The organism is bacterium, from assembly GCA_021159335.1.
Lineage (GTDB): Bacteria > UBP14 > UBA6098 > B30-G16 > B30-G16 > JAGGRZ01.
This window is the reverse complement of sequence record JAGGRZ010000059.1, coordinates 1-19,360: the sequence shown is the minus strand read 5'-3', so window position 1 is coordinate 19,360 and position 19,360 is coordinate 1. Positions and strand designations below refer to the sequence as shown.

Below are 19,360 nucleotides of genomic sequence, written 5' to 3'. Positions count from 1 at the left end.
AAAATATATTTTAGAGCACTTTTTATGTATTTATTCTTCCCACTTTTTAAGCACTATCGTGCAATTATGTCCGCCAAAGCCGAACGAATTTGATATGGCTATTTTTGGGTCGGCTTTTGTCTTTTCTGTAACAATGTTAAGGCCTTCGCATTCTGGTTCAATGTTTTCTATATTTATCGAAGGATGGATCCATCCTGTCTTAAGAGTTAGCGCCGTTGCTATTAATTCCGCGGCACCTGCTGCACCAAGCATATGTCCGGTCATCGATTTGGTGGAGTTTATAAGAGGTTTACTGCTATTTGTGCCAAAAACCGCCTTTATAGCTTTACACTCGCTAACATCGCCCGCTGGAGTAGATGTTCCATGAGTGTTTATGTAATCTACATCATCCGGTTTCATCCCCGCCGATTCGATTGCTTTCCTCATGGATTCGATAGCTCCGAGTCCATCAGGATGTGGCGCAGTAATGTGATATGCATCACCCGTGGCAGCATAACCAATTATCTCAGCTATTATTTCTGCCCCACGCTTTTTTGCGCTGTCAAGCGTCTCTATAACTATAACGCCGGCGCCCTCAGCCATCAGGAAGCCATCGCGGTCCCTATCGAACGGACGCGAAGCTCGTTTAGGAGCATCATTTCTCGTTGTTAGCGCTCTCGCAGCACAGAAACCAGCAAAAGCAAGCGGATGTATTGGTGCTTCCGCCCCACCGGTAATCATAAGGTCAACTATCCCCTCTTTTATCATTCGATAGGACTCGCCTATAGCATGAGCACCCGATGCGCATGCGCTTACAGTAGTAAAATTGGGTCCTCTAAGGTTGTATCTTATCGCGACAAGCGCTGAAGCTATGTCCGAAATCATCATGGGAATAAGGAACGGGCTCACTCTCCTTGGACCGCGTGAGTTAAGAATGTCGTGCTGATTAAGAAGCGTTATTATTCCGCCTATACCGGAGCCTATAAGCACACCACCGCGCTCAGGGTCGTATTTGTCTGGCTCAAGTTTAGCCATCTCACATGCCTGACAGGCAGCTACTATGGCGTATTGAGCGTAGAGGTCCAGCCTGCGGCTTTCCTTGGGGTCTATGTAGTCTTTGGGGTCAAAATCTTTAACAAGGCCGGCTATTTGGGACGAATAAGGTGAAATATCGAATCTATCCACTCGCTGGGCACCACTTTCTCCAGCAAGTAAATTATTCCAAAATGTTTCAGGGTCGTTGCCAATAGGAGTCACGGCTCCGACCCCGGTGATTACCACTCTTCTTGTCATGAATCCTTATTCCTCTTTTTGACCCACTTTCTCCTTCAGATACTCTATTGCAGCACCAACCGTGGTGAGCTTTTCTGCCTCCTCATCCGGTATCTCGATTCCGAATTGTTCCTCGAGCGCCATGACAAGCTCAACGGTATCGAGAGAATCGGCGCCGAGGTCATCGATAAAGTGCGCCTCCGGTGTTATTTGGTCCTCGCTTACTCCGAGCTTCTCAACAATAATCTCCTTGACCTTTGCTTCGATGTCCATAGTTCCTCCTTATTTTATCTGCCCGTGCCAAATATTATGTTTCCAATACTTGCGTGTCAATCAATTTTTATTCGCATCGCTCAACAAAAAAGCACCTCAAAAGAGGGGCTCATGGTAAACCACAAACAAAGCGGCTACTTAACGAGAACAATGCGCTTTATGACACTCGAACCGGAAAGTTTCACATGCACGAAATATATCCCCGCAGGAGCATCGCTTGCATTCCATTTCAGTTCTTGGATTCCTGCACTTGCGGGACCGCTGTACAGATTCGATACTACTCTGCCCGACATGTCAACTATGTTTACGCTCAAGAAACCCTCTTCCGGAACCGCAACACTAATCGACGCAACAGGATTGAATGGGTTTGGCGCAACGCTAACTGCCAATTTCTCAGGCACAAGAGCATTAACAACTTGTGCAGCGACACTTTTCGCATCACCATTTCGCAGGTCACATTCAACAAGTTGCAAAACAGGTTTTCCTTCAACCACTATCTCACAGAAAGAGACATCACCAGCTACTTCGGGTGATTCGCCATCACGAGCAAGTCGTATGGCTGAGATTTCGACAGTGCCATCGTGTACATCCACAAAACCGGTTGAAAGAGCATTGCCGAGAGCAGTGCTAACGATTTTTGTCTGCTTAGGATTGAACTTCAATACGAAATGAGCCATGCCCACCGGCGGAAGCGAATACCCGACGATGCTTACCTTGTTCCCATCGCCCACTACCGATATTACAGCATTTGTAGGAACAATCCTCGGATGTCCCAGCACGACGAGATGATACCAATTCCACATCCTGCCGAACACGAACAGGTCCTCGTAGTTCACCACACCATCCGGATGAGGAGTTAATGCCGGCGCGGTCCCAGTTGCGGGTCCAACATCGCCGTTAGGGTCGTTAGTAGGTTGCCAGTATGTTCCAAGAAGCGTGAAATCGCGGGTGTCAATGTCTCCATCACAATCGAAATCACAAAGCATACAGCTTGTGTCATGTCCCGCACCAGAAAGGTAAACTATATAAGCAAATGTATCTATCGATGGGTCAATAGGAATTCCGAGATGATCCCTTACCACAACATCGCTGAACCAGACTCTGCTCGTCGGGTTGTGAGCGATAGCTGTGAAATAAAGTGAAGCCAGAACTCCGCTTCCGGAAACGCCTGTTGTGCTGCCTCGCCGGGTCAGCGAAATGTCGACATTGCCACTGCCAAGCGTTATAACTGAAAGCGGCGGCTCTGCACCACGAGCGAGAAATTCACCGGCTTTGGCAGAGTCGCAGGCAACCTTAGAACTATCGTAGTTAACAATAAAGTGGACATCATTAACATCCCTTAGACTATTAACCATCACATCGAGCCTGAATCGAAGTCCACCTCTCGTGTAGGTCGTTTCGGGGTCAAAGAACAATCCATACCCGCCAACCCAATATCTACCGCTGTCACTATCTGACATGCTATGGTAGTTCACATCTACGAGAACATGTCGCCACCTGTTATCAGGAACAGGGTTGTGAGTAGTGTATGTTATAACATATTGCGTCGAAATAATGCCGCCTATTCGCGTTATTATATTGGTAAAATCGCTCCCTATAGGGAACCACATTCCGCCTGTTTCGTTTGCAAGTCTGTGCTGGTCGGTGTCATCGTGCCCTACAACAAATGTCATGCAATCAAACCCGGCGAGCATAGATAATACTGAGTCTGTTGTCAAGCATGTCGCCCAATCTGATTGATGATAAGGAGCATCCGTTATAAGTATCATTATATGCTGGGCATCGCTTCTCCATGATAAAGTCGTAGCTCTTCTTATGGCTTCAAGAGCATTCTCAGGAGTATCACCACCACCAAGTGCATGAAGTCCGCTTATCCAGCCTTTAAACTCATTCGCATCACTGGTAAAGTCATGCGTCTCACCTACAGTATCGTAAAATGTAACAAGCGCCAATCTGTAATCAAGCCCACTGGCGACAAGACTGTCAGCAAATTCGATAGTTTTATTCTTCATGCCGGTTATATAGCTACCCATAGAACCCGTGACATCAAAAAGGAAAGCTATATCCGCTTTACCGCCGCCTGTAGTATCCGACATCATAGAAACAGTTATGGGTGTCTCGTGGATACCGTCTTCATGAACGACAAAATTGCTTTCGTCCAAACCCGAGATTGACATATGAGTAGTGGGGTCAGCAACTATGCAGAAAACCCTAATCGTTGGGAACGAGGATGCGTCAACTCCGGTAACTGTTATCATAACTCCGCCTATACTCTCCTCAAGCGCAGGGATGAATATGCTCCTATACGCAGTCGTTGTGAATGTATCCGCACTCGCAGTCACGGAAAACCTTAGTGAATCAGCAGTGGTTCTGCTTGCAGCCAGCACGCGCCAAGATACGCTTCCGATTCCACCAGTATCAAGGTCAACGGGTGTCGTGTGTTTGGTAGCACTATCGCCAGCAGCAAGAGAAAGCCCAGCAGGAAGATTTATCGTGGCTGTAACATTATGAAGCACTCTTCCAGTATTGTTAATTACAAGCGCATTAACCTCAAATGGATTCGGAACATAGGAACCATGCTCAACACTAAGCGATAGCGGTGCCGTAAGATTTATCCCAAGATTCCCAGTTACTGTGACACCCGAACCTATGCCATAAAGTGTCGCGACAGTCCTTGACGCTCCTGGGGCAAGGGTAACAGGATACCACCACAGCAAAACCGCTGAATCACCGTATCTTTCGCCTGAGCTCGTATATTCCCATGTAACATCGTTATAGACAGGCCAGGGTCCGAGGCAGAATCTATCGGGCATAACGGCTCCATAACCTATCAATGTCCCTTGCCCGATAAGTAGCGATTCCGGCTGAGTAGGAGATTCTTCGAAAGCCTGCCAATACTGCGGAATGCGAGGTGCCGTAAAATCCTGCTCAACACCCGTGTAGCCAAACGAAGTCGCTATCGGCGCGTAGTCGTTGTTGTTTATTTCGGTATCGAGCTCAAGTAAAATCCCCACCGAATGAGAAACTGTGTCGCGATTCACAATGTAGTATTCTATTTTCACATTATCGGGTCTGCCCGATGTGGGACCATTAACTATCACAAGCCTTTGTGTAACCTCGATATTGAAGTCATACCCAGGATATCCGAATCTTCTTGTTATTACGAGCGCGTTACCCTCCTGGTGAAGGGTGTCAATTGTGGTGACAATGCCACCGACCGTGTTGTATATGTAGCTCGAATCGTCAATCCTTACTATCGTGTGACTTGTCGAGCCCTCATTTGGGAAACCGTAAAGAAGTTTCCGCCCATCAGCCGTACCAATAGTGAACCTTCCATCCTGTCCACAGGCGATTTTTATGTAACTATTTCTCAAAGTATCAGTTGTAGCGAAAGGCCGAGCTGTTTTGCCAAAAGCGGTGCCAAAAAGAATAATTATTGATATAAGCAAAATTGTTTTTCTCATTTCTCCCTCCTCTTTTATCTAATGTTTACAGTTAAGTCCTCATCCACCACATCCGAGACAAGATTAGCGTGCGAATCGAAAACCCCAAGGTCGCTATCTTCATTGTTGTCGATGCTCAGGTCGAGCGCAGCGTCGCCAACCGAAATAGCTTTAAACTTTATGCTCGCTATCCTGTGTTCGGTTTGGCTTTCGTCACCGACACATTTACTCGCTGGGAAAATGCCGAGAACGATTTTAACATATCCATATTCAGCATTATTAGAAAACTCCATCTGCTGAACTGTCCCACCGTTGGATGAAAGCCATGAATCGTCTCGATCGAGTTCTGTGACCTCGAGCTTCTCGACAGGATATTTAACCTTAATCCCTATCGATGCGAGTTCTTTAACCTGCTTGACAACAACATCCACCGTGAATATTTCACCTACTGACACCTCAGAGGATGCCGTTCTTAGCGCTACGGTAGGTTTCTTTTCTGGCTCTTTTGCTGGTGAGCAACCAATAGTAAGCATAAAAACAGCCAAAAGAACCAACAAACCTACCCATCTCAAACATCTCATATCTACCTCCTGTGTTTTGATAAGAATCAACAATTAAATTAATTTTAATACAATTCAAAATACTTTTTTAAAAATAATAAATCTTTATTCCCTTGAAAAACGAGAGCAAATTAATATCTTTAAACTCGACAAAAAGATTGAGAAAAATGAAACTCAGAATAATAACAATTTTCACGCTTCTTTTTGCGATATTGGTGTTCGCTGATAATATCCTTATCTTCATGGACGAAAACCAAACCGACCACCTTCGCGCTTACGGCGTCGCATACTGGTGTCTCCAACGAGGTTATGAAGTCGAGTGGCTACTTAACTATAGGGGCGGGAGTTTCCTAACACCTGCACGACCCGATATTGAAAAAATCTGCAAAACGAGAGGCGTTGCATACACCATCGTAAGCAATACCGAAATAGCCCAGATATATAATACTATAGAAAACTCGAACATGGAAGCAATACTTCTTGAGAAAGCACCAAAAATTGGCGTTTATGTTCCAAAAACCCACGAGCCATGGGACGATGCAGTAAGGCTTGCGCTCGAATACGCTAAGATACCTTATGAAACAGTTTGGGACCCTGAGGTTCTTGCCGGTGAGCTTTACAAATTCGATTGGCTTCATCTTCACCACGAGGATTTCACTGGGCAATACGGCAAGTTTTACGCTTCATATAGAAATGCACTGTGGTACCAGCGTGATGTAGCGCTAAATCAGGAAACTGCTCGAAAGCTGGGTTTTGCAAAAGTCCCAGAGATGAAAAAAGCAGTGGCAAGGAAAATAAAGGAATACATAGCAAATGGTGGCTTTGTATTCGCAATGTGTTCAGCGACAGACTCCTACGATATTGCTCTCGCCGCTGAGGATGTGGATATAGTTGATGTCCCATTTGACGGCGACCCACCTGACCCCGACTGCCAAAGCAAACTCGACTTCTCCAAAACGCTTGCATTCACCAATTTTAAATTGATAACAAATCCGATGATTTACGAATTCTCCGATATAGATGTTCACCCGGATAAATTTGGCACGCAGAAAGGAACACGCTACTTCAGGTTATTTGACTTTTCGGCAAAATACGACCCGGTTCCCACAATGCTTGTTCAGGACCACACTGCGGTCATCCCCGATTTCCTTGGCCAGACAACTGCCTTCGCTCTAGATAAAATTAAGAAAAATGTCGTTATTCTCGCAAAGTACGACGATATAAAAGCGGCAAAATACATTCACGGAAACTTCGGCAAAGGCACATTCACATTTCTTGGTGGCCATGACCCTGAAGATTACGCCCACTTCATAGGAGACCCACCCACCGACCTTTCGCTGCATAAAAATTCGCCCGGATACAGACTCATACTCAACAATGTGCTTTTCCCAGCAGCCCAGAAAAAACACAAGAAAACATGAAACAAGGGGTTTTTAAATACATTAGATTATTGCTTCCGATTGTTGCCTTTTTTTCAATATTTTCGTGTGGTGGGGACAAAACTACAGTCCGTGAACAGCGGCCTCAAAGCAAATCAACGATTCAGCGAGCACGAATAACTTTTACCGAGGGTGGTAAACTTCAGGCAATACTTTATGCGTCGCGGCTCGAGACAAGAGGTGAGCTAACATTTGGATGGGACATAGATGTGAAGTTCTTTACCGATAACGATACTATTCCCGATGGCGGCATGATTGCTGATTCAGGTTATGTTACGGAAGGTACCGGAAGAAACAGACTCGTGAAAGTTTTTGGAAACATAAGCCTTATCGCGCCCGATGGCACAAAACTCTATGCAGATTCACTACGATGGAATCCCACTACAGGGAAAATAGAAAGCAACTCAAGGGTTAAAGTTGTAAGAAAGACCGAAATGGTCGAGGGTATCGGTATAGTGTCTGACCCAAACTTCAAGGAGATAAGGGTAAAAAATGTCAGGGGTAGGCTTGAAAGTTGAGCCTGTGAAAGAGTCTATAAAACCGGTTAATGAGGAAAAAAGCGAACCAATACTCTGGACGGACAATCTCGTAAAGAGGTTCGGCAAAAAAGTTGCGGTAGCTGGAATAAGCCTCTCAGTTAAACCGGGCGAGGTCGTCGGTCTGCTTGGACCCAACGGTGCCGGAAAAACGACAACATTCTACATGATAACAGGATTGATAAAACCGAACTCTGGCAGAGTTTTTCTTGGCGACAATGACATAACAAAACTCCCCATGTATAAACGCGCCCGAATGGGGATAACCTACCTTCCGCAGGAACCATCCATCTTTCGAACCCTTACTGTCGAGCAAAATCTAATGGCGATCCTGGAATTCGTCGAAAGTGAACCCAGCAAACGAAAGCAGAAACTCGAATCATTACTTGAAAAGCTGGAAATAAAACACCTAAGAAAGCAGCCAGCTTACACTCTTTCAGGCGGCGAAAGAAGAAGGGTTGAGATAGCCCGCTCATTGTGCGCAAAACCAAAATTCTTTCTGCTTGACGAACCATTCTCGGGGATAGACCCGATAGTCGTTGGAGAACTCAAAAAGTTAATAACAAGTTTAAAAAATCTCTCGATAGGGATACTTATAACAGACCACAATGTCCGCGATGTGCTCTCAATAGTGGACAGAGCTTATATAATTTACAAGGGCAAGGTGCTCATCGAAGGGAAATCCGAATTTCTGCTTTCCGACGAGAAAGCAAAGGAGATCTACCTTGGTCCAGAGTTCAAAATGTAAATTTCGCGTAATGTTTATATTCATAGTTTTCTCAACGATGCTTTTCGGACAACCTTTCGAAGTAGTAGGGATTCTGCCATCTGGCGCTGGCTTTGCATCATCGTTCAACACAGTCAATCCAAGCTACTCCAATCCCGCAAGCTTTTATAATGCACCAGATTTCGTGTCGGCATCGGCTTCCCAGATCTGGTGGATAAAGGAATACTCGGTCTATACAATATCGTCATCTTTTAATGTATCTAAATTCATTATAGGTCTGCAGGCAGGTTACTTCGGCAAACCATCGCTATACTCAGAAGAGCTTCTTGTGCTGCGATTAGCCCATAAACTGGGGAAAATTGGTTCACTCGGCGCAAGGCTAAAGTTTTTGGGCGAAAAGTATCCCGAGGAAAAGCAAACTATGAAACCATTGGTCGATTTAGGTTTCATCCACGATTTGAGCAATTACGCGAGTGTAGGGATTTTCGTTCAGGACGCACCCCTTTCGAAAAGTGCGTCAAAAGAAGTACAGTTCAAAATATCGATAGGCGGATTTTACGAGGTATCAAACTGGGCAAAGGCGCTAATGGACATAAAGTTTGTCGGCGAAAAAGCTTATCTTTACCTTGGACAATCGATAATGCTCGGCAGTAACCTTTGCATAGGGATAGGCGTCGGCTCAAGACCGATGAAAATGTTTTTTGGTGCAAAATTTAGCGTAAAAAATCTTAGTTTTGCGATTTCTGGGCAAGTTCACCCAGAGTTGGGCGTAACAAACGACTTTGGAATAATATATGAGTTCAGGCAAAGTAAGTAAAAAGCCATCCATTCTTATAGTTGACGACGAGAAAAACCAGCGAGAATTACTGAGCAAATTTTTCGAGAAACAAGGCTATAAAACATTCGCGGCGAGCACAGCTACGGAAGCGGAAGAGATTTTTCGTAAGCAAGGGTTTGACAGTGCCATAATAGACCTTAAACTCCCTGACTTCGATGGCATAGAGCTTCTGCGTCGTCTCCGCTCTATAGACCCTGATCTTGGAGCTGTGATTCTTACTGCATACGGTACCATCTCCGCAGCTGCCGAAGGCATCAAAAGTGGCGCTGCCGAGTTCATGGAAAAACCCGTAGACCTTGCGAATCTCGCAAAAGTAATCGAATCGATAATTGAAAAAAGGCAAATCATAGCTGAGAACAAACTTCTCAAGGAGATTTCATCAGCTACCATTCCAGCGGATATAATCGCCGAAAGCCCGCAAATGAAAGAGATTCTGAGCATCGTTGCGCGAGTTGCCCCTACCGATGCCACCGTGCTTATAACTGGCGAGTCCGGAACGGGAAAAGAACTTATCGCACGACTCATACATCAAAATAGTAAACGGGCGCAGCGGACATTCGTTCCGATAAATTGCGCAGCTATACCAGAAACGCTAATCGAAAGCGAGCTCTTCGGATATGAACCCGGCGCCTTTACAGGAGCAAGAAAAAGGCAAATAGGAAAGCTTGAATTGGCAGATGGCGGAACGATATTCCTCGATGAGATTGGTGACCTGCCATTACTTGTACAAGCTAAAATACTTCGTTTTCTTGAGGATGGACAGTTTTTCAGGCTTGGAGGAACGCAGCCCGTCAAAACCGATGTAAGAGTCATATCAGCAACTAACCGCGACATAAAAAGCATGGTCAGTGAAGGAAAATTTCGCGAGGACCTTTACTATCGTCTTAATGTTATTCACATACACATCCCACCGCTTCGAGAGCGCAAAGAGGATTTAGTAGTTTTGGCTGAAAAATACCTCAAACAATTCGCACGGAAGCATGGAAAACCAATAAAAGGTTTCACTCCTGAGGCGAAGGACAGGATTTTACGGTACCCTTGGCCCGGGAATATACGGGAACTTAGAAACACAATCGAGCGGGCTGTTATCCTTTCGAGGAGAGAATTCATCCAAAAGGAGCTTATCCCCTCCCCCCATTATGATTACGCTACAACTACTTACGAGGAATCAGAGCTTAAAACACTCGCTGAGGTCGAGCGCGAGTACATTATAAAAGTTCTCGAATATTGTAACGGCAATCAATCGGAAGCGGCGCGAATACTCGGTCTGCACAGAAATACACTCAGGAATAAACTTAAAGAATATGGCCTGCTTTGAAATCTTCCTTAAATAACTTGACATAAACCTGACACAATTGATTTATTAGTCTATAATTAATTTGAAGCACTTTTAAATGAAGGGTAACAGGATAATAGCCTATAGTGCAGCATTGGTAGCCCTGGGCATCGGACTTGGATACGCGCTCGCATGGCTTCCCAATGTAGAGCTTGTAAGCTTTACTGCTGCATTATCAGGTTTCGTTCTTGGGAGAACATGGGGAATAATAGATGGTGCATTAATATTTGGCATCTACTCGGCACTATCCCCTTTTGGAATGGCACCGCTACCACTACTTCTTGCACAGATTATAGGTGGTGCATTCATAGGATTTTTAGGAGCATTGCTGAGAGAGAAATTAAAAAAAGCGCATTTCGCCGCCATTATCGGGATTCTTGGCACGGCATTTTACGATATTATCACTAACGCCGCTGGTTTCGTAGCTTTCCCGACCAAGCAGGCTTTCCTTGCTTATATTGTTGCGGGGTTGTCCTTCTCCTTTGTGCACATTGTCTCGAATGCAGTGATATTCGCAATTCTATTCCCGGTTATCTCAAAAAGTGATTTAACGAAAAAATTTATCGCCAGAAAATGAGGTTTCCTATAATCCACATACTGGTCGAATCATTCAGAAGCTCAACCAATTCACTTGTCAGCCACAAGCTCAGGTCGGGGCTTACTCTTCTTAGCATCACCATTGGTGTGGCAACTATAATAGCCATTGTATCGATAATAAGTGGCCTCAACAAAAGCGTAGCCAATCAATTCGCATCGTTGGGAACAAGCGTTCTTTATGTTGAGAGGTTCCCGTGGGTCACGACAGGCGGAAGAAGCTGGGCAAGAATAAGGCGCAACAGACCAATAACAAATCGTGAGCTCGCAGCAATACAAAAAATAAAAGAGGCATATATTGTCTCCCCACTTGTTAGAACAATGCGCACAGCTTATTACAAGGGAAACCAGATAGATGCAACGGTAAGAGGAACATCGTGGCAATATCCAGAACTAAGAAGGTTCGACCTTGAGGACGGAAGGTTCTTCACGCACGGCGAAGACGAAAAGGGAAAACCCGTTTGCGTTATAGGCTGGGAAGTATACAAAACACTTTTTGAGAAAGGAAGTGCGATAGGAAAAAGAATAAGAGTTGGCAACAGCTATTTCACCATAGTTGGAGTCATAGCCAAACAGGGGCAATCATTCGGTTTCGGCAGCTTTGATGACAACATCATAATCCCCTACCATTGTTTCATTTCAAGTTTTGGCGGCAGACGAAATCTTACCGTCCTCGTTGCGGCAAAAAACCCCGATGAAATAGAACTTTTGCGAGAAAGGATTAGAGTCGCCCTTAGGGGTATTAGAGGCTTGAAACCCGGAACTCCAGATGACTTTTCAATAAATTCTCAAGAGATGTTGCTGAAAGAATACAAGGAAACCACAAGAAACCTTTGGGCTGCCATTTTTGCTATAGGTGGGCTTGCCCTTCTCGTGGGTGGAATAGGCATAATGAACATAATGCTTATAACTGTAAACGAGCGAATAAGAGAAATAGGAATTCGTAAAGCATTAGGAGCAACAAAATTACACATTTTACTTCAATTTTTACTTGAGGCACTTATTCAATGCTGGATTGGAGGCGCGGTAGGTTTTATAGGGGGCGTCATTTTTCCATTTGCGATCTCGCTAATCGTAAAAAAGCTACCCTTCGCACTATCTACTACATCGGTTGCTGTTGCTATAATCTTCACATCAGCAATAGGGCTTATTTTCGGAATCTACCCTGCTCTAAAGGCAGCCAAAATGTCTCCTGTGGATGCGCTCAGATACGAATAAATATAAAGTTAACATTGACGAATTAATCTTTAGTTATATCATTAGTTTAACTATAAATCAGGCAAGGCGCTATGATAAAAAAGCTTCGCTGTCAAACTGACTTTTTGGTTATCGGTTCGGGCATTGCCGGGCTTATCTCAGCTCTTAATGCCTCTTCTCTGGGAAAAGTCATCGTTATTTCCAAAACAAAGCCTGATGACTGCAACACGAGCCTTGCGCAGGGTGGCATAGCAGCAGTGCTTCCCGGCTCGGATGACTCCATAAGCCTTCACATAGAAGACACTCTGCGAGTAGGGGCTGGTTTAGCTAATCCAAAAATCGTAGAAAAAGTCATATCATATGCTCCCAATGTTATAGCAAAGCTAAAACGACTCGGCGTTAATTTCACCGTTAAAGAAGGCCCCGACGACGGATTTGACCTTACGCGCGAGGGTGGCCATTCAAGAAATAGGATATTACATGTCGCAGATTATACCGGTAGAGCTATAGAGGAAGTTTTGCTCGAGAAGGTAAGAAAAAACCCGAGAATAACTCTTCTCGAAAATCACATGGCGATTGACCTTCTTACTCAGCACCACATCCCCAACTATAGCATGAAGCCGTGGGAGAAGGTAGAATGTTATGGTGCCTATGTTTACGACACGAAAAACGAAATTGTCCACACGATACTCGCAAGAAAAACCATTCTCGCTTCCGGTGGCGCTGGAAGATTATATCAATACACTACTAATTCCCAAATTGCCACAGGCGATGGCATAGCTATGGCATACAGAGCTGGCGCAAAAGTTGCCAATCTCGAATTTGTTCAATTTCATCCAACCGTGCTATACGAACCGAGCGAGGATGATAACCCCGCTTTTCTTATATCTGAATCTGTCCGGGGAGAGGGCGGAATTCTCGTTAATTCGCGTGGCGAGAGATTCATGAAAAAGTATCATCCTATGGGAGAACTCGCTCCAAGAGATATCGTTGCCCGAGCTATAGACCACGAATTAAAGGAAACGGGCGATAAATATGTTTTCATCGACATCAGACACCTCGACCCAAACTTTATTAAGAAGCGATTCCCAAATATATACGAGAACTGTCTCAAGCGTGGCATCGACATAACCAAAGACCTAATACCGGTCGTTCCAGCAGCTCATTATTTATGCGGTGGCGTCGTGGTAGACGAATACGGGAGAACCGATATTGATAACCTTTACGCCTGCGGCGAGGTTGCCCACACAGGTCTTCACGGAGCGAACAGGCTTGCGAGCAACTCCCTGCTTGAGGCATGCGCCTTCGCTGACTTCTGCTTCGACGACATAAAGAAGCATGGGCTCGGCTCCAAGGAATTTCCGACACTGCCCGATTGGGACGACTCCGGAATATTTGACAGCAAAGAATGGGTCATCATAAGGCATAACTTCAGGGTTTTAAGAGCATTAATGTGGGATTATATGGGCATAGTAAGAAAGGTAAGCCGACTTGAGAAAGCACTAAAAAGGATAAGATTGATCTGGCAGGAGGTCGACGATTTCTACCGAACCAACCCTGTAAGAAGAAAAATGCTTGAGTTACGGAACATGACATATGTCGCCGAGCTGATGATAAGATCAGCGCTTATGAGGCACGAAAGTCGTGGGCTTCACTATCTGGTAGACTACCCTCAACCTGATTCGAGATTTGCCCACGATACAGTTCTCCATTACAATTCTATATATAGGGAGACTCATATTCCTTAAAACGAAGGGTGATGTATGAACGATAGGATAAGAAAAGCCGCTGAAATAGCAGTTCAACAATGCATGAACTTAAAAGAGAGCGAAACATTCCTCGTAGTAACGGACAATCTTGAGTTTGAAATCGGCAATGCTATATTCGATGTTGCGCGGCAGATAGCCAAAGAAAGTTTCCTCCTCATGATTAAGCCTCGCCAGATTGACGGCGAAGAGCCACCTGAACAAGTCGCACAATTTATGAAAACAGTAGATGTTATAATAGCCCCCACTTTCAAATCACTATCACACACTGAAGCAAGAAGAACTGCCTCCGCACAAGGTGCCAGAATAGCAACGATGCCGGGGATTTTAATGGAAACCTTCGTTAGAGCAATGATAGCTGATTATCACAGGATAGCCTCGCTTTCGGAAAGGGTTGCTGAGGCTTTATCAGGTGCGAAAATAGCGCGCGTAAAAACCGCCAAAGGAACGGATATAGTAATGTCTCTTGAAGGGAGGCGCGGAATAGCCGATACTGGACTTTTTCACCAGCCTGGCGCATTCGGTAATCTTCCTGCTGGCGAGGGTTACATAGCTCCAGTCGAGGGTACCGCTGAAGGAACTATCGTGGTTGATGGCTCCATGGGACAAAGTGGCGTATTATCATCTGGTGAATACATAACATTACATGTTAAAAATGGCATGGTAGAGAAAATCGAGGGCGGAAGAGCTGCAGCGTGGCTTATGTCAATATTGGCGGAACAACCACCTGAGGCAAAAAATATAGCCGAACTCGGAATAGGAACTAACTATGCCGCTCGTCTTTGCGGAAGTATTCTTGAAGACGAAAAAGTTTTGGGAACTGCGCATATTGCCATAGGTGATAACGCATCAATGGGCGGAAATGTGCATGTGCCAATTCATCTCGACGGAATAATACTGTCACCTACGATATGGCTTGATGGGAAAACAATAATGCGCGATGGCAAGCTTTTAATAGAGTAAAACGAGGAGGAAAAATATGAGCAAAAAAATAGGTATCCTGACAGGCGGTGGTGACGCCCCTGGACTTAACCAAGTAATACGAGCAGCCGTATATAGAGGAGTTAAAACCTACGGTTACGAGTTCGTGGGCATACTCGACGGCTGGAAGGGATTAATGGAATGCAAAACCATGTCGCTAACACTCGATGATGTTTACGAGCTTTCGCACGAGGGCGGTACCATCCTCGGTTCGAGCAGAACAAACCCATACAAAAGGGAGGATGGACCAAAACTTTGTAAGGAATGTTTCGAAAAACTTGGGCTTGACGCGATAATAGCTCTTGGCGGCGATGACACCATAGGAGTAGCTTATAAGTTATTCACCCAGGAAGGTATACCAACGGTTTGCGCTCCAAAAACCATCGATAACGACATATCAGGCACCGACCAATGTTTTGGATTCGATACAGCTATTAACCGTGTTATGGAAGCATTTGATAGACTTAGAACGACTGCTAAGTCACATCATAGGATAATGGTGGTTGAGGTTATGGGGCGGCACGCTGGCTGGATGACACTTATAGGTGGCGTTGCGGGTGGCGCAGACATCGTGCTCGTACCGGAGGAACCCGTTGACATAGACGAAGTAGCTCTGAAGCTAAAGAAAATGCGCGATAAGGGCAGAAAGTATGCTATGGTGGCGGTTTCCGAGGGAGTTAAAATAAAATTCGCTGGAGGTATGGAAGACATAATAACTCAGGATGCCGAGGTGGATGAATTCGGTCATGTCAGACTTGGTGGAATAGGGAAAATACTCGCCAAAGAACTCCAGAAGCGGACCGGTTGGGAAGCGCGACATGTTGTGCTTGGGCATCTTCAGCGAGGCGGAGTTCCTACTGCATTCGATAGATGGCTTTCCACGCGGTTTGGCATAGCTGCCGTTGACCAGATAGCAAACGATAATTACGGAGTAATGGTGGTCCTTAAGGGTTTCGAAATAGTCCCGGTGTCCATGGAAGAGGCTGCTAAAGGAATCAGGATGGTTCCAAAAGAGTTAATAAATATAGCACGAATACTTGAGCCTTGATAAATTACACGTTGAATTTAGGGATTCAATGGGCAAGATTGGTTATTCTATCTGTTCGATGTAAATCTGGGCGGTGAATCCACCGTTTCGGCCGCAAAGTTCTACAAATTTGAAAAAAGAGTAATTGAAATGTACATAAATTTCCAATTTGTATGTCTCGTTTGAAGTAGAAGAGTTCTCAAATATTCCCTCAAGGGTGAGTGTTTGACTATCGTTCTCATAATATTCTAGTGAAGCTGTTATACCAACAACCTTATCTTCAGTAGGGCCAGGCGAGGTTTTTCTAAAATGCAATACTGCTCGAACCCACGGTTCATAAGGCCCCCAATATGTCGCAGTTCTTCTTAAAGATGCTACAGCACGGATATGGTATGTGCCGGGGGGAAGAGAGATTGTATTTGCGGAAAGATTAACGCTAATCCCGCTGCCCCTTATATAATTTACCGAGTCAAGGTCCACTATAGTATAACCAGGGATTGTTATCGTCTGGTAAGAATTATGTTTTCCATAAACACAGACTATTCTCTTATTTATATCAGATATAAAGTCATTAATGTTTCTCCTATGAATCACTCCTGTTGAATAATCTATTGTCAAAATTGAATCGCTCGATGAGCCTGACGGTATATTACTTATTGAAATCGAATCGGCAGATATGGACATCAATGAAGATGTCGTATTGAAACTTATCGTGCCCTCGGTCGAGGAATTACCTATATGAATAGTCCCGCCGGAAATGTAAATGTCATCCCAGCGCCTATCATTTCTCCCGAGGTCATATTGGTCATCAGCGGCAGGAACAATGTCGCCCGCGACCAAAAGGGTACCAGGATAATCATCGTCGTAAAATTGAGTCACATAATCCGAGGATAATGTGCATGCTCTACCGAAAACATATGAAAAATCGCCTGTAATAAGATTTTCAATCCCCGCCAGTATTCCCGAAGAATATCCTCTTACTCTGTTTTTATAACCAGAACCTATAAATACAAATGCACTATCTGCGATATTATTATAACCGCCGCAAACAGCGCTGAATGAATCCGCAGCACTCCCACCAGCTATATTATTTCTCCCACCAAGAATCGCAGAGTATTTACCTTCAATTGCATTCTGGTATCCTCCTCCTATAATTCCCGAGTAGCCAGCGCACCTGTTATGATATCCTGTGAGTACACCCGAATAATCAAGTGCAGCTTGATTTTCACGACCCCCCAAAACCGCAGAATAATCGCCATCGGTTGTATTTTCCCTTCCACCGCCGATAATAGATAATTCCCCATCCGCTCGGTTTTGATAGCCACCAATTATAATATCAAAATTCTGCCTTGCATTATTTTCTAAACCTCCGCCAATAAATGAATTTTCACCGTCTGCTATATTATCTTGCCCACCAACTACTGACGAGTAGTTCCCCCTTGCGCGGTTAGATTCTCCACTTCCGACGAACGAATATTCTCCGTCCGCTATATTTTGCTCACCGCTAACTACGGCAGAAAAGTTATCTCCACTTTTATTTTCAAGTCCGCTGCCAATAAATGAATAATCGTCATCTGCAGTATTAGCATATCCACCTACTACTACAGAATAACCCCCCCAAGCCTTATTAGTCCTCCCACCACCAACAAAGGAATAATCACTGTTAGCAGTGTTTTGCCTTCCTCCGGCTACTACCGAATAATTTCGGGCAGATTTATTTCTATGCCCTCCACCGATTGTGCAATACATATAATTCTGACCATTAACCCCTGTCGTGCACGCTACTCCAAGGTTTATATGTGTGTGAACATAATTCCCATATAACATATTATCCGCATCACCACGAGCGATACCGAGGTAATTATAGGTGAAAAGAACAGTATCGAGAACACCACTGCCTCTCACCCAGTCAGCATCTGATATGCCCGTTGATGTTATTCTTCTTAGGTTTCCATTAGCATCCGCGGTAACCAAATAATCAGATGTTGAACCTGACGGAAGGTTTCTTATCCTAACCTGTCCGTTAACATCAAGTTCCTTCTGTGGGTTACCTGTTCCTATACCCACTCTATCATCCGCTGCATCCACATATAGCATGTATTGGTTGCCATCGCTTTCGGCACGGAAGTCTCTCGCCCATCCTCTCTCATTAACCACGAGCCCCTGTGATATCCGCACGCTGCCGTTGGACTGAAGAACTACCCCCTCAGGTTCGACAGCAACGCCAAGTCTAAGTTCGTCGTTAGCCGTGTCCCACGAAAATGTTGCGTAGGAATCAGCTCCGCCAAGACCCTCACCGATAACAAATCTCACGTTCTTACTTGAGTCAATTAAGAAAAGATCTCCGCCACGCACATCGAGCTTTGCACCGGCATCAGGAACACTTATTCCTATCCCAACATTATCGTAATCCTCGTTGACAACCAAAAGCGGAGTTGACCAACCCTCATAGACCAGCAAAGGCTGTGTTGGCGCAACATTCCCTATTGATACATGCCCACTTTTAACCCTTAAACCATTTCCCGAGTAAGAATAATCAGTTATCAAAACATTATCAGTCGAGCTTTCCCACATCATGAATCCATAAACCAGAGTATCATCACCGATGACAAATCGAGGATTAGCACCATTGTTGAACATCCATATCTCACCGCCATCAATGTGAATTTTTGCTCTTGGCTTAGTAACTCCCAGCCCCACCTCACCTATCGAGTCTATAACCATAGCTGTATCGCCTTTGGTGGCAAAACCAAGCTTATTGCTGCCCGCCATGAACATTCCGTTAAAATCGGATGTTGCGAACTTATACCCTATAAGCTGTGAGCTCGATATTCCAGAGATAAAGCCGGTATCCGCCCTGCCCGTTCCAGCAATCCAGAAATCGGCGCTCTGTGCAGCCGAGTCCTGGTTCCAGATAAAATTGCCAACTAATGTGTTTTCGAGAAAAAGCACAACTTTTCTTAATGCTGCGGGGTTGCCCGCTGAGGGACCGTCCTCAAGCGCCTTGCCAACTATAATATTCCCCGATGACGCAGTAGTGAGAGTTCCGCCAGATGCGGTCGTTAAAAAATCGCCGGCTGAAACGCCAGCTTTAATGTAAACTTCAAACACACCACCGTTAACAATTCCATAATATCTATTCGTGCCGACCGTCTCTTTTGTAAAAATAACTCCTACATAGTCTTCATCTGAAATTGTTGTAGTATCAATAATCCCTGAAGAGACGAGTTTAACAGCTTGACCAACATTTAGCTCAGTGCCGTTGTCCTGGAAGCGGTATTTGACAATATTTTGTGAAAAGGATATTGAAAATAGAAAGAACACAATTATGATATTTTTAAACAATAATTTCATACTAATTTTAATATAGAACTAAAACAGCAAAATTTAAA

The 19,360-nt window shown here is 44.7% G+C and carries 15 protein-coding genes; 10 read left to right on the top strand and 5 right to left on the bottom strand.

Features of this window, described 5'->3' with window-relative positions; translation table 11 throughout:
* Positions 1 to 30 precede the first annotated feature (30 nt).
* The 4 genes from fabF to J7J62_03605 form a co-directional block, all read right to left on the bottom strand.
* Entirely contained in the window at positions 31 to 1,272 is a 1,242-nt protein-coding gene (fabF, locus tag J7J62_03620; protein ID MCD6124244.1) for a beta-ketoacyl-ACP synthase II, read from the bottom strand.
* Positions 1,273 to 1,278: 6 nt separating this feature from the next.
* The gene (gene acpP, locus J7J62_03615; protein MCD6124243.1) at positions 1,279 to 1,524 is read right to left on the bottom strand and encodes an acyl carrier protein; all 246 of its coding nucleotides are present in this window, start codon (positions 1,522 to 1,524) and stop codon (positions 1,279 to 1,281) included.
* 134 nt (positions 1,525 to 1,658) lie between these two features.
* Positions 1,659 to 4,988: a T9SS type A sorting domain-containing protein gene (locus J7J62_03610; protein ID MCD6124242.1), complete on the bottom strand. Its 3,330-nt coding sequence runs from the start codon at positions 4,986 to 4,988 to the stop codon at positions 1,659 to 1,661.
* A gap of 14 nt (positions 4,989 to 5,002) precedes the next feature.
* Positions 5,003 to 5,548, bottom strand: coding sequence for a hypothetical protein (locus J7J62_03605; GenBank protein ID MCD6124241.1), 546 nt, complete (start codon positions 5,546 to 5,548; stop codon positions 5,003 to 5,005).
* A 146-nt stretch (positions 5,549 to 5,694) separates the two neighbouring features.
* Between J7J62_03605 and J7J62_03600 the strand changes: the two genes are divergently transcribed.
* From J7J62_03600 to J7J62_03555, 10 genes are all read left to right on the top strand, one after another.
* Positions 5,695 to 6,948 carry an asparagine synthetase B gene (locus tag J7J62_03600; GenBank protein ID MCD6124240.1) on the top strand — a complete coding sequence of 418 codons (1,254 nt, stop codon included), beginning with the start codon at positions 5,695 to 5,697 and terminating at the stop codon, positions 6,946 to 6,948.
* Positions 6,945 to 7,484, top strand: coding sequence for an LPS export ABC transporter periplasmic protein LptC (gene lptC, locus J7J62_03595; protein MCD6124239.1), 540 nt, complete (start codon positions 6,945 to 6,947; stop codon positions 7,482 to 7,484). Before J7J62_03600 ends, lptC begins: the two co-directional genes overlap by 4 nt.
* The gene (lptB, locus tag J7J62_03590) at positions 7,459 to 8,250 is read left to right on the top strand and encodes an LPS export ABC transporter ATP-binding protein (protein MCD6124238.1); all 792 of its coding nucleotides are present in this window, start codon (positions 7,459 to 7,461) and stop codon (positions 8,248 to 8,250) included. Before lptC ends, lptB begins: the two co-directional genes overlap by 26 nt.
* Before the next feature lie 10 nt (positions 8,251 to 8,260).
* A complete protein-coding gene (locus J7J62_03585) occupies positions 8,261 to 9,046 on the top strand; it encodes a hypothetical protein (GenBank protein ID MCD6124237.1) in 786 nt (261 codons plus the stop codon).
* Positions 9,024 to 10,385, top strand: a complete 1,362-nt coding sequence (locus J7J62_03580) for a sigma-54-dependent Fis family transcriptional regulator (GenBank protein MCD6124236.1) — start codon at positions 9,024 to 9,026, stop codon at positions 10,383 to 10,385. Before J7J62_03585 ends, J7J62_03580 begins: the two co-directional genes overlap by 23 nt.
* A 76-nt stretch (positions 10,386 to 10,461) precedes the next feature.
* On the top strand, positions 10,462 to 10,980 hold the full coding sequence (locus J7J62_03575) for a hypothetical protein (protein MCD6124235.1): 519 nt from the start codon (positions 10,462 to 10,464) through the stop codon (positions 10,978 to 10,980).
* Positions 10,977 to 12,215, top strand: a complete 1,239-nt coding sequence (locus tag J7J62_03570; protein MCD6124234.1) for an ABC transporter permease — start codon at positions 10,977 to 10,979, stop codon at positions 12,213 to 12,215. Before J7J62_03575 ends, J7J62_03570 begins: the two co-directional genes overlap by 4 nt.
* A 71-nt stretch (positions 12,216 to 12,286) precedes the next feature.
* Complete coding sequence (gene nadB / locus J7J62_03565) at positions 12,287 to 13,942, top strand: L-aspartate oxidase (GenBank protein ID MCD6124233.1); 1,656 nt, start codon at positions 12,287 to 12,289, stop codon at positions 13,940 to 13,942.
* 15 nt (positions 13,943 to 13,957) lie between these two features.
* Positions 13,958 to 14,923 carry an aminopeptidase gene (locus J7J62_03560; GenBank protein MCD6124232.1) on the top strand — a complete coding sequence of 322 codons (966 nt, stop codon included), beginning with the start codon at positions 13,958 to 13,960 and terminating at the stop codon, positions 14,921 to 14,923.
* A gap of 16 nt (positions 14,924 to 14,939) precedes the next feature.
* Complete coding sequence (locus tag J7J62_03555; GenBank protein ID MCD6124231.1) at positions 14,940 to 15,989, top strand: ATP-dependent 6-phosphofructokinase; 1,050 nt, start codon at positions 14,940 to 14,942, stop codon at positions 15,987 to 15,989.
* 42 nt (positions 15,990 to 16,031) lie between these two features.
* Here J7J62_03555 and J7J62_03550 read toward each other — a convergent pair whose 3' ends face one another.
* Complete coding sequence (locus tag J7J62_03550; GenBank protein MCD6124230.1) at positions 16,032 to 19,292, bottom strand: hypothetical protein; 3,261 nt, start codon at positions 19,290 to 19,292, stop codon at positions 16,032 to 16,034.
* Between the last annotated feature and the right edge of the window lie 68 nt (positions 19,293 to 19,360).

Coding starts and splice junctions, on each gene's coding strand:
- J7J62_03605 (MCD6124241.1), bottom strand. CDS start 5,548: ATGAGATGTTTGAGATGGGTAGGTTTGTTGGTTCTTTTGGCTGTTTTT.
- J7J62_03610 (MCD6124242.1), bottom strand. CDS start 4,988: ATGAGAAAAACAATTTTGCTTATATCAATAATTATTCTTTTTGGCACC.
- J7J62_03580 (MCD6124236.1), top strand. CDS start 9,024: ATGAGTTCAGGCAAAGTAAGTAAAAAGCCATCCATTCTTATAGTTGAC.
- J7J62_03560 (MCD6124232.1), top strand. CDS start 13,958: ATGAACGATAGGATAAGAAAAGCCGCTGAAATAGCAGTTCAACAATGC.
- nadB (MCD6124233.1), top strand. CDS start 12,287: ATGATAAAAAAGCTTCGCTGTCAAACTGACTTTTTGGTTATCGGTTCG.
- acpP (MCD6124243.1), bottom strand. CDS start 1,524: ATGGACATCGAAGCAAAGGTCAAGGAGATTATTGTTGAGAAGCTCGGA.
- J7J62_03585 (MCD6124237.1), top strand. CDS start 8,261: ATGTTTATATTCATAGTTTTCTCAACGATGCTTTTCGGACAACCTTTC.
- lptC (MCD6124239.1), top strand. CDS start 6,945: ATGAAACAAGGGGTTTTTAAATACATTAGATTATTGCTTCCGATTGTT.
- J7J62_03555 (MCD6124231.1), top strand. CDS start 14,940: ATGAGCAAAAAAATAGGTATCCTGACAGGCGGTGGTGACGCCCCTGGA.
- lptB (MCD6124238.1), top strand. CDS start 7,459: ATGTCAGGGGTAGGCTTGAAAGTTGAGCCTGTGAAAGAGTCTATAAAA.
- fabF (MCD6124244.1), bottom strand. CDS start 1,272: ATGACAAGAAGAGTGGTAATCACCGGGGTCGGAGCCGTGACTCCTATT.
- J7J62_03575 (MCD6124235.1), top strand. CDS start 10,462: ATGAAGGGTAACAGGATAATAGCCTATAGTGCAGCATTGGTAGCCCTG.
- J7J62_03600 (MCD6124240.1), top strand. CDS start 5,695: ATGAAACTCAGAATAATAACAATTTTCACGCTTCTTTTTGCGATATTG.
- J7J62_03570 (MCD6124234.1), top strand. CDS start 10,977: ATGAGGTTTCCTATAATCCACATACTGGTCGAATCATTCAGAAGCTCA.